This window comes from Pararhodobacter sp. (genome assembly GCF_036802785.1).
Taxonomy (GTDB): domain Bacteria; phylum Pseudomonadota; class Alphaproteobacteria; order Rhodobacterales; family Rhodobacteraceae; genus Pararhodobacter.
Map to the genome: position 1 here is coordinate 1 of NZ_DAIRVN010000020.1, position 14,387 is coordinate 14,387.

Below are 14,387 nucleotides of genomic sequence, written 5' to 3' on the forward strand. Positions count from 1 at the left end.
CCAAATGCGCTCGGAATGCACAAGCTGCCATCGTTCTCTGTCGGACCAGAATCCCCCGGGCTCTGTGCAGCATCAGAAATGCCTGGTCCTCGCGCAATTTGACCGGGACAAAGCGCATGTTGGGACGGGTCACCGCTTCACAAATGGCGGCCGCATCCGTGGCGTCGTTCTTCGCCCCCCGCCGCACGAAGGGTTTGACGTAACCTGGAGGAATGAGGCGCACGTCATGGCCGAGCCTCTGCAACTGACGTGCCCAGTTGTGGGCAGTCGCACACGCCTCGATACCGATCAGGCAAGAGGGCAGTGACTCGAAGAAAGGCAAAAGCTCACGACGCGAAAGCCGCTTGCTGTCGAGTGTTCTGCCGGACGCGTCGGCGACATGGACGTGAAATACGTTCTTGGCCAGATCAAGGCCCACGGTGGCTGGGTTCATGGGATTGCTCCTTCTGCAAAGTAGGACCAGCATACGGTCCCTTCTCAGGAGCGGGGCCGTCTTCCCCATCAACGGCCGGCTGCGGGACGAGCTGCTGAACGAGACGCTCTTCCCGTCCCTGAACCATGCCCGCGTCACGCTGGCCGCCTGGCGCACGGACTACAACACCGAACGACCCCACTCGCGCCTTGGCTGGCAGACGCCTGCCGCGTTCGCCGAAACCTTCACCCCGCACCGGGGCCTGACGCTGCGCAACCCGCAAAGCTCCGCGCCAGCCCCCGTTGCCAAAACCGCCCTAATGGGCAAAACTCAAACCCAGAGTCTCCCTCACGCTGGATAAAAGTTGGGGGCAACGTCATAGACAGAGTAAATCCCGATCCGGTTTCGATTCAATCCTGGAACGACCCGGGCATCCGGGGGGCAGCGTGAACGGGACATGATTAGGCTGCAGCGTCTGCAAGAAGGGTTGCGGGATGCCCTTCGATTCACGGTGAGGCCTTGGCCCCTTTCCGGCTGATCAGAGAACGCGCAGCCCCAGTTGGCCGAGCAGGTCTGCCGCCTGCCGTCTGGAAATGATCGCTCCTCTGAAGCGCCGTGCCTCAGTCAGTTTCACGCCACCCAGATCCGCACCGCGCAGGTCGGCATTCTCAAACCGGCATTCCGCGAGATGGGCATCGCGCAAAGAGCATTCCTCGAAAACCGCATCCCGGAAATCGCAGGCCCTCATATCCGCCTCGCTGAAATCGACGTGCTTCAGCGTCATCTCCCGGAATGAGAGCTTCGGCAGAACCGCAAGAACCAGCAAAACCTCCTCCAGCACAAGCCCGATGGCCTGCACATCCGAGAGATCAGCGCCCGTCATCTTGCAGCGCAGGATTTTGGCGTCGGTCAGTCTGGCGCCCCGGAAATTGGTGTTGCTGAAGTCGCCGCCGTCGATCACCGCCTCCAGCATCGCGGCGCCGACGAAGCTGGATTCGGCAGCCCGGCAGGCTTTGAACGAAGCTCCTTCGAGCATGGCGCGGTTGAACGAACAGGATCTGAGATTGCAGCGCTCAAAACACCAGCCTGTCAGGTCAAGGTCTGCCAGATTCAAACCTTCCAGATCGCAGTTCAGCAGCGTGACCGGCCCTTTCCCGCTGAGGCGCTCGATCTCGCCACCGGCGGGCTTATGGTCGGAAAGGGTGATTTCTGATGTCATGCCCGTCATTCGCAGAGCGGTTGGAGGTGCACAAGATTCGCATGCGCTGATGTGACTAGCAGGCTGCGGAAGATGCGGGCCCATGCCTGAATCCAGCTAGCCTTCAAAGCGTCCCTTGTCGTCCTGATCGCGCGCATATCGTCTTTCAAGCGGGAACGGCGGCAGCCACGTTTCCCGGCGGATCGTCCAGAGCTCATAGGTCGGCAGAAACTGGTCAGGGGCGTCCAGCGCGCCGAGGTTCACTTCGATCTCATCGTCGCTGCGCCCGAAAACCGACGATCCGCATTGCGGGCAGAAGAACCGCCCCGCGTAGCTGCGCAGCTCGCCTTCGATTGTCACCGCGTCCTGTGGGAAAATGGCCGAGGCATGGAACAGAGCGCCATGATGCTTGCGGCAATCAAGACAGTGGCAAAGGCCGACCCTGTTGGGTTGCCCCGTCGCCACGATGCGAACGCTGCCGCACAGGCAACCGCCGGTGTATCGCTCCATGTTTTGCCCTTTCAGCCCTCATGCAATTTTGCCAGCGAACCCGCATCGCGGCAAGGAGGGATGTGCCGCTTGCTGCGTGGCTTTCCTCAAGGCCGCCACCGGGAGGTGTTCTGACGGCGCAATGGAGAAACTTCGCCGGTTGGCTAAGTTTTTCTTGCCATGAAATCGGTTTCAGGTATAGTTAGCTTTATGGCTAAGCATGAACCCGACCTTTCGCTTCTCTTTCACGCTTTGGCAGACCCAACGCGGCGCGCTGTCCTGGCGCGCCTGGCCCGGGGGCCTGCGCCGGTGACCGAGCTGGCCAACCCGACAGGGCTGCGGCTGCCGACGGTCATGCGGCACCTTTCCGTGCTGGAAGAGGCCGGGCTGATCGCCACGTCCAAGGACGGGCGGGTGCGAACCTGCGCCATTGTGCCAGAGGCGCTGGTGCCGATGCGGACATGGCTGGATGAGCAGCGGGCGCTTTGGGAGGCGCGGCTGGATCGGCTGGATGACTACGTGATGACCCTGATGGAGGAGCGCGAGAAATGAAACCCGAACTGGACCCCGCCACGGACCTGAGCTTCACCCGCACGCTCGCCGTGCCCCGGCAACTGATCTGGGAATGCTGGACGAAGCCTGAACACATCCCGCATTTCTTCATTCCCGCACCGCATAAGATAACGTCGGTGGACATTGACCTGAAGGTCGGCGGGCGGTTCAACACCGGCTTCGATGTGGACGGCACGCTGATCGACAATCGCGGCGTCTATCTTGAGGTGGTGGCGGGCGAAAAGCTGGTCTTTACCGATGCCTACAGCGAAGGCTGGAAACCGGCGCCTGAGCCGTTCATGACCGCGATCCTGCTCTTCTCGGACGCGCCCGGCGGTGGCACCACCTACACCGCGATCGCCCGCCACCGAAATCCTGACAGCCGGAAGGCGCATGAGGATATGGGCTTTTTCGATGGCTGGGGCACCGTGGCGACCCAGCTGGAAGCCTATGCCAAGGGCCTGATGCCATGAGCGGCGGCTGCGCGACGCTGGTTTTTGAGCGGGATGTAGCGGTGCCGGTTGCCACCCTCTGGCAGGCATGGACGGCTCCCGCCGCGCGGGCGGTCTGGGCGGCGCCCACACCCTCGGTCACCGTGGAGTTTCTGGAGGCCGATACCAAAGTGGGCGGGCGCGAGGTCTCGCTTTGCAAGGTGGAGGGGCAGCCAGACATACGCTGTGAGTGTGGCTGGCTGGCGCTTGAGCCTGCGCGGCGCAGCGTGAACTACGAGGTGATCTCCGCTGAAGAGATACCGCAGTCGGCGGCGCTGGTGACCGCGGATTTCGCCAGCACCGGCGCGGGCAGCCGGTTGGTGGTAAGCGTTCAGCTTTCTTCGCTGGCCGTGGATATGGCGGCGGACTACCGGCAGGAATTTGGCGCGGGGCTGGACAATCTGGCGGATGTCGCTGCGCGGACGATGGTGCTGGAGCGTGTGATCAGGGCGCCGCGACGGGTGGTCTGGAGCGCCTGGATGAACCCGGAAACCCTGCCGCAATGGTGGGGGCCTGAGGGATTTTCCTGCCGAACCACCCGGATTGACCTGCGGACCGGCGGCGAATGGGTTTTCGACATGATCGCACCCGATGGCACCGTCTTTCCGAACCACCATCAGTATGGCGAGGTCCGCACCGAAGACCGGCTCAGCTACGCCCTGAACTGGGGTGAGAGCGGGCCGAAACATGCCGATGCCTGGGCCATGTTCGAGGAGGAGGAAGGCGCCACAAAGGTAACGTTGGGCATGGTGTTCAGCACAGCGGCCGAATTTCAGGAAGCCAGAGGTTTTGGCGCCGAAGCGCTGGGGCTGCAGACGCTGGGCAAGCTCGCGCACTTTGTTGGCGCCGGGTGAAAGGGCGCGGGTTGCGGATTTCACTGCGGCGGGCCGGAAGAGGCTGACAGGGATCGCGACCGATTCACTGTTTCCTTTATGTTCTCATCCGCTATGATCGCCGCACAACCCCTTCCGGAGTTACGCATGCAGGATCAACAGGCAAAATTCGAGCGCATGAAAGCCCTTCATGCCGGTGAGCGCGCGTTTGTCATTCCCAACCCGTGGGATGCCGGGTCGGCGCGCCTGCTTTCGAGCCTCGGGTTCGAGGCGCTTGCAACCACCAGCGCCGGATATGCCTTTTCCAAAGGCAAGCTGGATTCCTTTGCCAGCCTTGAGCGCGCGGAAATTCTGGACAACGCGGCCGAGATCGTCGCCGCCACTGATCTGCCCGTATCGGCTGATCTGGAGGACGGCTTTGGCGCCGCTCCGGAAACCTGCGCTGAAACGATCCGTCTGGCCTGTGGGGTCGGTCTGGTCGGCGGCTCCATCGAGGATGCGACGGGCGATCCTGCCAACCCCATTTATGATTTCGCCCAGTCGGTAGAACGTGTTCAGGCAGCCGCCGAGGCCGCGCGGGGCCTGCCATTTCTTCTGACGGCAAGGTCTGAGAACTTCCTGTGGGACAAGCCTGATCTGGATGACACGATCAGGCGGCTTCAGGCTTTTTCCGCCGCCGGGGCGGATGTTCTGTATGCGCCCGGCTTGCCGGATCTGGAGGCAATCCGAACCCTTTGCGCGGCGGTGGACAAGCCGGTGAACGTGGTTATGGGGCTGAGAGGGCCGCGCTACTCCGTTGCAGAGCTTTCGGAGGCGGGTGTGCGCCGCGTAAGCGTCGGTGGCTCGTTCGCGCGGGCGGCGCTTGGGGCGCTGATGCGCGCTGCCGAAGAGGTCAGAAGCACCGGCACCTTCGACTACGCCACCGACGCACTGCCCGCAGGTGTCATCGCAGACCTCATGTCGCGCTCAGGGCGAAGCACCAGCTGAAGGCACGGGCTTTTCATCCGGTGCCACGCTCAGGCCGTTTGCTGTTCTGGCATCCGGATGAACCAGGTGATGGCATTGCTGTAGCCCGCGCTTTTGAGCAGGTCGATTTTCGATTGCCATGCGGCGGGGCAGACAACCAGCACTGCATCGTTCCCGCGCCGCGCGCGCGCTGCTTCTGCCGCCGCGAAAAGCGCCGCAGCATCACTGGCGTCAGCGCTCAGGCGTTCCGGGTCTGCAAAGGCGTCATGATAGAAGTCATCAATGACCCCGATGCGCGAAATGTCGTGCGGCGCGGGGAAGTGTAGCGGGGTCGCCGGTTGCGAAATGGCATAGCTCTTAGGCGTGTCGCCCGCCCCCGGGACGAACATGTCACGGTCGCTCAGGGTCAGGCTGCGGGTCATCCATGCCCCGAAGCGGCTGTAGGCATCGGCATGCGGCTTCCAGAACCTGTGAAGGGCGAACAGAACCTGTCTGTTCACCGCGCTTGAAGCGACGATGGCGGGCACGTCGTCGGCGGTTGCCTTGCGCACATCGGTGGGGGTGTTTTCGGGGCTGAGGCCTGTCCTGGCGAAATACAGTGTGAGCGGTTCATAGCCGCGCGCAGCATACGCAGTTTCCCACGCCCCGCCGACCTGCGACGAGGCCAGAAGTATCCGCGCGCCCGCCTTCACCAGATCAGCCTCGGCGGCATCCAGCAGCGCTGCCCGGGTTTCGCCGGGGGCACCGGGCGCGACGAAACAATCTTCCATGATCAGCCCCGGCGGGCCGGATTCACCGGCATAAATGGGCGGCACCGGCAGTAAAATGGAATGTGCCACCCCGACAATGGCACCACCGGCCTGCGCGATCAGCCATTGCTGCCGGAACGGTGGGTTTTCATTCTCCATCGCGGCTTTGACCACCGCGCGGATCTTCTCGCGCGGGTCGTCCGCCAGCCGCCATAAGGCGCTGTCCTTCGCCTGCCTTTCCCTGGCATCCGCCAGCAAAAGCCCGCAGAGCGCGTCAAGATCCGAAAGTCGGGCGGGTCGTATGCTGATTGTCATCGGAAAATCCTTCTTGCGTTGGCTTTATCTGCGCCGGGGCATGCGCAGCGCGGTTCTGCCGGGCAGTCTGGCATGCGTAGAAAACCTTGCTCAGCTCATGGCAGGTCTTCGGTTGACTGATCAGGAAGCCGGGAACTGTCGGTCGCATTCTGTGCGCCGTCGTCAGCGGCAGGCTGGGCCTCAGCCGCTCCCGTTTCCTTGAGTTGCGCCAAAAGGGTGACCGCATGGGTGGCGTAAGGTCCAATCCAGCGTTGCTGGATCTCGTGGATCGGTAGCGCATCAAGATGGTTCCAGCGTTCCCGCCCGCGCCGCTCAACCATAATCAACTGCGCTTTTTCAAGCGCCTTCAGATGCTGCATCACCGTGCAGCGGTCGCTCTTTGGCAGGGCGTCGCACAGGGCGCCCGTTGTCCGGGGTCCGTCTTTCAGCAGGTCCAGCATCTGCCTGCGGACCCGGTGGCCAAGCGCCTTGAAAAGCGCGTCATATCTGTCTTCGGTTGACATGTTATATTTTTATAACATAATCACCGGGAAGCAAAGAGGATTCGCACAATGGAACTGAAATTCACGGTGGCCGGGCGCATTGCAAAGCCCGTGGAAGAGGTGTTCGAGGCCGTGGTGAGCCCGGACAAACTGTCTCAATACTTCACCACCGGCGGCGCGAAGGGGCGGTTGATTGCCGGGGCAGAGGTGACGTGGGATTTCCACGATTTCCCGGGTGCCTTTCCGGTACAGGTGCAGGAGGTGGTGCCGAATGAGCGGATCATCCTGCAATGGGAGGCCGATGGCGACCTGGCCACCTGGACCACCGTCACCATGACCTTTCAGGCGCTCGACGATGGCCGCACCCTTGTGCGGATCAGCGAATACGGCTGGCCCGAAACCGAGGCCGGGCTGCGCTCATGCTTTGGCAACTGCGAAGGCTGGACCGGAATGCTGTGCGCGATGAAGGCCTGGCTGGAGCACGGCATCAATCTGCGCGACGGGTTCTATAGGTAACCCTACCCGTCGCGGCCCCGCCGATACGGCCCGCTCATACCCCGACCGCCTGCATCGCGCCGCGCTCGATATGCAGGGTCTGGTCGGCGATTGCCTTCAGCAGATGCGGGCTGGATTCGGTGACCAGAATGGCGATGTTGCGCTTTTGCTCATGCAGCGCGGCCAGCGTGCGCGAGTATTCCAGCGCCAGTGCCGGGGCGAGGCCCTGAAACGGTTCATCCAGCAGTAACACCCGCTCGGCCACCATCAGCGCGCGGCCCAGTGCCACCATCTTGCCCTGCCCGCCGGAAACGCCGCCCCCGGGCCGCTGACGCATCGTCGCCAGCTGCGGCAGCAGGGCATAGATTTCCTCCAGCCGTCGCTTGCGTTCCGGCGCGGAGAGCTTCAGTGCCAGCGCCGGAACAAGGATATTCTCCTCGACCGAGAAATCAGCGATCAGGCGCCGGTCCTCAGGCGCGTAGCCGATGCCATGCCCGGCGCGCGCATGGGCGGGCAGGCTGGCCAGTTCGGTGCCGTTGATGCGCACCGAGCCGGATTTCCACGGCAACAGCCCCATGATGGCCCGCAGCGTCGTGGTTTTGCCCGCGCCGTTGCGCCCGATCAGCACTGTGGCCTTGCCCGGCACAAGGCTGAATGAGACATCGCGCAAAACCTCGATACCGGCGATTTCGACCTTCAGATGTTCGATATCCAGCATCATGCCACCCCGACCACGCTTTCAATGACCCGCGGGTCTTTCAGAACCTCTGCCGGGCGCCCCTCGGCCATGACCGACCCGGCGTTCCAGACAACAACCCGGTCGGCGTATTTTTCGACAATCTCCATGTCATGCTCGACGAACAGCGCTGACAGCCCGCGCTGACGGGCCGCGCGCATCAGCGTTTCCATGATCTCGAACCGCTCAATCGACGAGACACCCGATGTCGGTTCATCCAGCACCAGAAGCCGGGGGTTCAGGGCAAAGGCCAGCGTGATGTCGGCCAGCTTGCGCAGACCTTCGGGAAGCGTGCCGGTCATCGCCCCGGCACTTTTCTCAAGCCCCAGAAGCTGCAGCAGCTCCATCGCCTCGGCGCGGTATTCCGGGCGGTCAAGCGGCCTGAGCGCCTGCCAGATACCGCGCCGCGCCGCGATCGACAGCATCAGATTGTCGATCAGGGTATGATCGGTGAAAAGCTGCGGGATCTGGAAGGCGCGGGCAATGCCCTGCCGGGCTATGGTGCGCGGCGGCAGGTGGGTGATGTCGCGTCCCTCCAGCCGCACGGTGCCCCGCGTCGGTTTCAGATAGCCGGTGCAGATGTTCAGAAACGTGGTCTTGCCTGATCCGTTCGGGCCGATAATGGCGACGAATTCACCGGCATTCACCGTCAGGTTCACGCCATCGGCCGCGCGAACGCCGCCAAAGGCGATTTCAAGATCGCTGGCTTGCAGCAGCGGGGGTGTCTGGGTCTGGCTCACAATGCACCCTCGCTTTGTGCCGCCGCGCGCCGCCGGACCAACCCGACGATCCCGCGCGGCAGGAAGAAGATCACGCCCAGAAGCGCGACACCGACAATCAGGTTCCAGGCATCAGCCGCATAACCGACAGCAAGGGTATGGATGCTTTCAAGTGCGATTGCGCCGATGAAGGGCCCGGCAACCGCGCTGAAACCGCCCAGCACTGCCGTCAGAACCAGATGGCCGGATTGCGTCCAGTACATGTATTCGGGCAGCACATGCCCCACCGCCATCGCCGCCAGCGCGCCGCCGATACCCGCAAGCACCGCCGAAACCGTATAGGCCGACAGAAGCGTGGCCCAGGCCGAGACGCCCAGATATTCCAGCCGCAGCTCGTTGCTGTGGATCGCGGACAGCGCCTGCCCGAGCGGGCTTTTCAGATAGCGGTGCCCCAGCCAGCCTGCCAGCAGCATCATCACAAGGCAGGCGGCGTAAAGGAAGCCGTCGAACTGCTGGCGCGAAGGCTCCCACCCCAGCACACTGGGCACCGCCACGCGCAGCCCATCCGTGCCGCCGGTCAGGCCATAAAGCTTTGAGAACAGCGCAAACAGCACCATCGAAACGGCAAGGTTGAGCATGGCGAAAAAGATCGCCCGGTAGCGCACCAGAAACGCGCCAAACGCCAGCCCGGCCAGTGCAGAAACAACGATGGCCGCCAGAATGCCCGCAAAGAAATCGGTGATTCCCAGCTTTGTGCCCATAAACGCCACTGCATAGGCGCCAAGGCCGAAATACATGGCATGGCCCAGCGAAATCAGCCCGGCGCGCAGCAGAAGGGCAACACCCAGTGCGGCGAAACCCTTGGCGATGGCCAGCGTCAGCATGAAGCGCGTGGTGGGAAAGAAATACGGCATTGCGGCCAGCACGACCACGGCGGCAATCAGGGCGATAAGGGCCTTGGACATATCAGATCCTCCGCGTCGCGGGTTTGCCGAACAGCCCGTAGGGGCGCACCAGCAGAACCAGCAGCATGACGATATAGGGGGCAACGGCATCCAGCGCGGGGAAGTAATAGATCGCCAGCACGCGCACGAAGGCGACGATGATTGCCGCCAGTGCCGCACCCTCGATCTGCCCCAGCCCGCCGATAGCGGCGACGGCAAAGGCCAGCACCATGGTTTCAGCCCCAAGGCCCGGCGCGATTCCGGTGGTTGGTGTGGCCATGGCGCCACCCAGCGCGGCCAGAAACACGCCGATGCTGAAGGCAAGCGTGAAGATGCGGCTGGTGTTGATGCCCATCGCCTCTGAAATCTCGCGGTCGGCAACCACCACGGCCAGAAGGCGGCCGGTCCGGGTGTGGCGGATGAAGATGCGGGTACCAAGCAATGCGACCACGGCCAGCGCGATCAGCAGCAGCTGATAGTTCAGATAGATGATGCCGCCGATTTCGCTGATCCCCAGCAAGGACATCGGCGTGTCGGCGTAAAGTGAGGAGACGCCGAACACCAGTCGCTGAAGGTCTTCAAGGATCAGGAACAACGCGAAAGTCACCAGAATCTGCACCGCCTCACCGCGCCCATAGGTCCAGCGGATCAGCGTTTTCTCAACAAGCGGGCCGAACAGCGCCGCCACCAGCGCGGCCGAGATCAGCAGCGACGGAAAGGTCAGCCAGGGGTTGCCCCCGGCGCCGACAATCCACAGCCCGGCACTGGCCGCGACATAGGCACCGATGGAATAGAAGCTGCCATGCGCCACATTGAGGATGCGCAGAACGCTGAACACCAGCGTCAGGCCGAAGGCTACGAAGAAGATGATCGCGGCATTGGCCAGCGCATCGACGATCAGCGGTATAAAGTTCTGGAACATGGGTTTCCTCCCGGCGTTCGGCGGCTGCCCGGCCTATGAAAAGCCGGGCAGCCCGTTGCTTATTGGCCGGTGGCGGGGGACAGGAAGGGCGCGAAGAATGCATCGTCGAGCGAGCCGATCCAGGCGATGGGGTCAGTGCCCAGCGGCGGCATCAGCGTGTTGCCGTCAAAGCGCACCATGTCGGTCATCACCAGACCGTCCACCCCTTCAGCCCGCCCCACACGGCCGACAATCTGGTCAACCGGCGCGTCGTTATCCTCGCGGAAGGTGATGGTGCCGGTCATCGTTTCAACGCTCAGCCCCTCCAGCGCGGCGGTCAGCGCAGCAGCATCCGGCCAGGCGCCGCCATTGTCGGCGATGGCGCGGTCATAGGCAGCCTTCAGCACAAGGAAGGCGTTGACCATCTTCATGGTCGGGAAGACCGGGTCTTCGCTGTAGCGGGCGCGGTAGGCCTCGGCAAAACCGGCGGCGCGGCCGATTTCAACAGCCTCGGGCGAACGCCAGTAGCCATCGCCAAGCACACCGATGATCGTGCCTTCGGGCAGATCAACGCGCTGCAGGATCGTCTCACCCAGCGCCAGAACCATGGTGCTTTGTTGGAACAGGCCGCGCGGCATGGCCTGACGGGCGAAATTCTCCAGATCGGCACCCCAGAGGTTTGAGAAGATCACATCGGGCCGCGCCGACGACAGGCGCGAGATCTCGGTCTGGAAGGTGGAGGAGCCAAGCCGGGGGAACAGTTCGGCGACAACCTCGATATCTGGGTTGATGGCCTGAAGCGTGGCGCGGACGATGGCGGCGGCATCATGGCCAAAAGCATAATCGGGGTTGATGATCGCAACCCGGCGCACATCGGGGTTTTCGGCAAGGAAATACAGCGCATAGGCCATAAATTCAGGAATCGTGTTGCCGTTGGGGCGGTAGTAATAGCTTGATGCGCCGTCCAGCAGCAGTTGGTGGGTGTCGCAGTTCCACGCCAGCGTGGGCATTTCAAGCTGTTCGGCCACCGGCGCCAGCGCCAGACAATTCCCCGAGGAAAGCGCGGCGATCATCGCCGCAACCGACCCGCTTTCCGCCAGACGGCGATATTCCGAGATGACACCCTGCGCACCCTGCGCCTCGTCAACATAGATCGGTTCAACCGGCACGCCGCCAATGCCGCCAGCGGCGTTGATCTGCTCAACGATCAGCTCGGCGCCCTGACGCCCGGGCATGCCGTAAGCCGCAGCGGGGCCCGAAAGGAAAGTGAAGACGCCGACACCCAGCGCGGCAGGCCGGTCTTGCGCCGGGGCCGTGCCGGCAAGCGCGAGAGTCGCCGCAAGGGCGACGGACAAAATCTTCGGGGTTCTCATGACGGGCACTCCCTGTGCGGTGGATGAGCATTTTGTCGGGAATCAAGATTGATCTTCCTGTAACATATCACAAGCATATTATCTTGAGTAACGTCAAGAACGATACCAGCACCTGCCCGTTTCCGCCCGCAGGTGCCGCCCGGATGAGCATTCCGAACGCAGATTCGTTGCACATCGGTCAAAAGTCATGCAGCTTGAAATGACCCTGATCGCGCCGGTTCTATCGCGCCGCGCCGATCTGGCGTAAGACATCACGGAGCTGCCAGTATTGGGGGAACAAAGTTGCCGGGCGGAGAACCTTATGGCGCAGATGCCGCCGAAATAAATTCCCTGCGGGGACGTCGCCCCTCGCTGCGCGATCAGGCCTATGAGGCGATCAAGCAGCAGATCGTGCGCTGCGAATTGCGGCCGGGTGAAGCGGTCACCGTCACCGATCTGGCGAATGCCCTCAACCTGGGGCGCACCCCGGTTATACAGGCGATTGACCGGCTGGCCGTTGACGGGTTGGTAGAGGTGATGCCGCGCAAGGGCGTGGTGGTTTCGCCGGTCAGCATGAACGATTTCATCGAGATCGTCGAAATGCGCATGCTGAACGAGGGGCAGGCCGCCCGCTGGGCCGCCGAACGCGCCGCCCCGGCTGATGTTGAGCGCATGGCCGCGAATATTGATGCCACGTGGTCTGCGGCGCGGCGTGGCGCGCTGGTTGATATGATTGATTTTGACCGCGAATTTCACCGCCTGCTCAGCGGCGCATCGCGCAATGCGATCCTGACAGAATTTCTGAGCAATCTGCATGACCGGTCGCTGCGCTTCTGGTTTCTGTCGCTGCGCGCGCCCGACCACAACATCCGCGTCTGCGAACAGCATGCGGCGATTGTGGAGGGTATCCGCAACCGCGACGCTGACGCCGCCGAAAAGGCGATGCGCGAGCATATCAACGCCTTCAGCCGCAATCTGGCCAATCAGATCGGCCGCAACTGATCCCGCAACCCGGCTCCGGGGCCTTACGCCCGGGCCAGCGCCTTTTCGACCCCGCGCGCAACCGCCAGCAGCACCCGGTCCTGAAGGGTTTCCCCCATCAGACTGAGGCCGACCGGAAGACCATCCACGGGCAGCGGCAGTGAGATTGCGCAGCGGTCCAGCAGGTTGGCAACGGTCGGGTTGCGCAGGCACAGCAGGTTGATCTTGCCATAGAGCGCCTCATCGGCGTCCAGATCGGCGATGCGCGGTGCGGTGATCGGCACCGTGGGCATCAGCACGGCGGCAAAGGGCGCGGTAGCAGCATCGGCGCGCGTGATCATCGCCTGACGCTCAGCCAGCAGCGCGGCCAGCTCGCCCGGCATCTGTGTTTCGCCCTTCAGGATGCGGCTGGCGACGCGCGGGTCATAGAGCGCGCCAAGCGAGTCCAGCATATCGCGGTGCACGGCCAGCGCCTCGGCCGCGACAATGCCACCGCGCGCGTTGAGTTCGGGCAGGCGGCCAAGGTCAGGCAGGTGCAGCGGCACCAGATGCGCGCCCGCCGCCGTGAGCGTTGCCAGCGCAGCCTCATAGGCAGCGGCGACCTCGGCGTCGATACCGTCGGTGACGTAGTTTTCCAGCACCGCAAAGGTCAGGCCCGCAAGGTCTGTGGCTTCGGGTGCGGGCACAGGTTCGCCCGCCAGTACTGCGTCCAGAAGCGCCACGCATTCCACGCTGCGCGCAACCGAACCGATTGAATCAAGCGTGACGGACAGCGGGAAGGTGCCTTGTGCAGGGATGCGCCGCGCCGTGGGCTTGAACCCGGTCATCCCGCAAAAGGCCGCCGGAATGCGGCAGGAACCGCCGGTATCGGTGCCAAGTGCCCCCGCCGCCATGCCATCCGCCACCGAAACCGCCCCGCCCGAGGTTGACCCGCCGGGAATGCGGCTGCGATCAGCAGGGTTGCCGGGTGTGCCGTAATGGGGGTTCATGCCCAACCCGGAATAGGCGAACTCGGTCATGTTGGTATGGCCCATCACCACCGCCCCCGCCGCCCGCAACCGCGCGACCGATGTTGCATCGCTGCGCGCGGGCGGCGCTTTGGCCAGAACGCGCGAACCGGCATGCGTAACCTTGCCCTCGATATCGAACAGGGCCTTGACCGACAGCGGTATCCCCGCCAGCGGCGGCAATGCCTCGCCGCGCGCGCGCGCCTCATCGCTCAGACGGGCCTGCGCGAAGCTGCGGTCAGGGTCGATCATGGTGAAGGCGCGCGCGCCTTCACCGGCGGGGTCCAGAATGCGCTCCATACAGGCTGTCGCCAGCGCCAGAGCCGTCGTTTCCCCCGCTTCCAGCTGCCGTGCCAGTTCGCTGATGGTTTCCATCACTTGTCCTGATCGTAATAGTGAATTTCCAGCAGCACGCATCCGCCCTCGGATTTGAACGGCCCGTGCCATGCCCCCGGCGGGCGACAGGCATAGGTGTTCGGCGCAAATTTCTCGCCGCCCTGCCCGTTGGCATCGTTGCCCACCGTCAGGTCACCTGAAACCAGATAAACCTCTTCCCAATAGTCATGCACGAAGGGCGCGGTTGTAAAGATCCCGGGCGCGAAGCGCAGAAGGCGGGTGCGGTTACCTGTCTTGCCTTCCTCATCCAGATACCCGGCGAGGAATTTCTGCTCGATGCCCTCAGGGTAGCCGGGGGGCGTGTGCCAGCCCTCGCTGCCCATGTCGATGGCGTGAAATTCCTTGTGTTCCTTGTCGATGGCCATATCC

Annotated in this window: 18 protein-coding genes and 1 pseudogene; 7 read left to right on the plus strand and 12 right to left on the minus strand. The window is 63.3% G+C overall.

Going from position 1 to position 14,387, the window contains the following annotated elements; genetic code table 11:
• Window positions 1-433, minus strand: a 433-nt coding sequence (locus V7Q53_RS09020) for an IS110 family transposase (protein WP_333828209.1), incomplete at its 3' end; no start/stop codon positions are given.
• A gap of 67 nt (window positions 434-500) precedes the next feature.
• On the opposite strand from V7Q53_RS09020, the pseudogene V7Q53_RS09025 reads away from it, so the two are divergent.
• A pseudogene (locus V7Q53_RS09025) lies at window positions 501-773 on the plus strand (integrase core domain-containing protein); the annotation flags it as partial.
• Between the two features lie 177 nt (window positions 774-950).
• Here the strand turns inward: V7Q53_RS09025 and V7Q53_RS09030 are convergent.
• Both V7Q53_RS09030 and V7Q53_RS09035 read right to left on the minus strand, forming a co-directional pair.
• Window positions 951-1,631, minus strand: a complete 681-nt coding sequence (locus tag V7Q53_RS09030) for a pentapeptide repeat-containing protein (protein WP_333828210.1) — start codon at window positions 1,629-1,631, stop codon at window positions 951-953.
• Window positions 1,632-1,727: 96 nt separating this feature from the next.
• Window positions 1,728-2,120, minus strand: a complete 393-nt coding sequence (locus V7Q53_RS09035; protein WP_333828211.1) for a GFA family protein — start codon at window positions 2,118-2,120, stop codon at window positions 1,728-1,730.
• 189 nt (window positions 2,121-2,309) lie between these two features.
• On the opposite strand from V7Q53_RS09035, the gene V7Q53_RS09040 reads away from it, so the two are divergent.
• From V7Q53_RS09040 to V7Q53_RS09055, 4 genes are all read left to right on the plus strand, one after another.
• On the plus strand, window positions 2,310-2,651 hold the full coding sequence (locus tag V7Q53_RS09040) for an ArsR/SmtB family transcription factor (RefSeq protein ID WP_333828212.1): 342 nt from the start codon (window positions 2,310-2,312) through the stop codon (window positions 2,649-2,651).
• A complete protein-coding gene (locus V7Q53_RS09045; protein ID WP_333828213.1) occupies window positions 2,648-3,124 on the plus strand; it encodes an SRPBCC family protein in 477 nt (158 codons plus the stop codon). The genes V7Q53_RS09040 and V7Q53_RS09045 overlap by 4 nt, the downstream gene beginning before the upstream one ends.
• A complete protein-coding gene (locus V7Q53_RS09050; protein WP_333828214.1) occupies window positions 3,121-3,996 on the plus strand; it encodes an SRPBCC domain-containing protein in 876 nt (291 codons plus the stop codon). The genes V7Q53_RS09045 and V7Q53_RS09050 overlap by 4 nt, the downstream gene beginning before the upstream one ends.
• A 126-nt stretch (window positions 3,997-4,122) precedes the next feature.
• Window positions 4,123-4,962, plus strand: a complete 840-nt coding sequence (locus tag V7Q53_RS09055) for an isocitrate lyase/PEP mutase family protein (protein ID WP_333828215.1) — start codon at window positions 4,123-4,125, stop codon at window positions 4,960-4,962.
• Between the two features lie 29 nt (window positions 4,963-4,991).
• Here the strand turns inward: V7Q53_RS09055 and V7Q53_RS09060 are convergent, their stop codons facing one another.
• Window positions 4,992-6,005, minus strand: a complete 1,014-nt coding sequence (locus tag V7Q53_RS09060) for a hypothetical protein (protein ID WP_333828216.1) — start codon at window positions 6,003-6,005, stop codon at window positions 4,992-4,994.
• 95 nt (window positions 6,006-6,100) lie between these two features.
• On the minus strand, window positions 6,101-6,508 hold the full coding sequence (locus V7Q53_RS09065) for an ArsR/SmtB family transcription factor (RefSeq protein WP_333828217.1): 408 nt from the start codon (window positions 6,506-6,508) through the stop codon (window positions 6,101-6,103).
• Between the two features lie 48 nt (window positions 6,509-6,556).
• On the opposite strand from V7Q53_RS09065, the gene V7Q53_RS09070 reads away from it, so the two are divergent.
• Window positions 6,557-7,003 (plus strand): SRPBCC family protein, encoded by a 447-nt coding sequence (locus tag V7Q53_RS09070; RefSeq protein ID WP_333828218.1) that lies wholly within the window; start codon window positions 6,557-6,559, stop codon window positions 7,001-7,003.
• Window positions 7,004-7,037: 34 nt separating this feature from the next.
• Here V7Q53_RS09070 and V7Q53_RS09075 read toward each other — a convergent pair whose 3' ends face one another.
• The 5 genes from V7Q53_RS09075 to V7Q53_RS09095 are packed head-to-tail and all read right to left on the minus strand — an operon-like array spanning window position 7,038 to window position 11,655.
• Complete coding sequence (locus V7Q53_RS09075; RefSeq protein WP_333828219.1) at window positions 7,038-7,700, minus strand: ABC transporter ATP-binding protein; 663 nt, start codon at window positions 7,698-7,700, stop codon at window positions 7,038-7,040.
• Entirely contained in the window at window positions 7,700-8,458 is a 759-nt protein-coding gene (locus V7Q53_RS09080; RefSeq protein ID WP_333828220.1) for an ABC transporter ATP-binding protein, read from the minus strand. The genes V7Q53_RS09075 and V7Q53_RS09080 overlap by 1 nt, the downstream gene beginning before the upstream one ends.
• Window positions 8,455-9,402, minus strand: coding sequence for a branched-chain amino acid ABC transporter permease (locus V7Q53_RS09085; RefSeq protein ID WP_333828221.1), 948 nt, complete (start codon window positions 9,400-9,402; stop codon window positions 8,455-8,457). The genes V7Q53_RS09080 and V7Q53_RS09085 overlap by 4 nt, the downstream gene beginning before the upstream one ends.
• A 1-nt stretch (window position 9,403) precedes the next feature.
• On the minus strand, window positions 9,404-10,303 hold the full coding sequence (locus V7Q53_RS09090; protein ID WP_333828222.1) for a branched-chain amino acid ABC transporter permease: 900 nt from the start codon (window positions 10,301-10,303) through the stop codon (window positions 9,404-9,406).
• A 59-nt stretch (window positions 10,304-10,362) separates the two neighbouring features.
• Window positions 10,363-11,655 (minus strand): ABC transporter substrate-binding protein, encoded by a 1,293-nt coding sequence (locus V7Q53_RS09095; RefSeq protein WP_333828223.1) that lies wholly within the window; start codon window positions 11,653-11,655, stop codon window positions 10,363-10,365.
• Window positions 11,656-11,937: 282 nt separating this feature from the next.
• Between V7Q53_RS09095 and V7Q53_RS09100 the strand changes: the two genes are divergently transcribed.
• The gene (locus V7Q53_RS09100) at window positions 11,938-12,636 is read left to right on the plus strand and encodes a GntR family transcriptional regulator (protein WP_333828224.1); all 699 of its coding nucleotides are present in this window, start codon (window positions 11,938-11,940) and stop codon (window positions 12,634-12,636) included.
• A 23-nt stretch (window positions 12,637-12,659) separates the two neighbouring features.
• Here V7Q53_RS09100 and V7Q53_RS09105 read toward each other — a convergent pair whose 3' ends face one another.
• Together V7Q53_RS09105 and V7Q53_RS09110 are read right to left on the minus strand one after the other, a co-directional pair.
• Window positions 12,660-13,997: an amidase gene (locus V7Q53_RS09105; protein ID WP_333828225.1), complete on the minus strand. Its 1,338-nt coding sequence runs from the start codon at window positions 13,995-13,997 to the stop codon at window positions 12,660-12,662.
• Window positions 13,997-14,383, minus strand: coding sequence for a cupin domain-containing protein (locus tag V7Q53_RS09110; protein ID WP_333828226.1), 387 nt, complete (start codon window positions 14,381-14,383; stop codon window positions 13,997-13,999). The genes V7Q53_RS09105 and V7Q53_RS09110 overlap by 1 nt, the downstream gene beginning before the upstream one ends.
• Window positions 14,384-14,387: the final 4 nt, after the last annotated feature.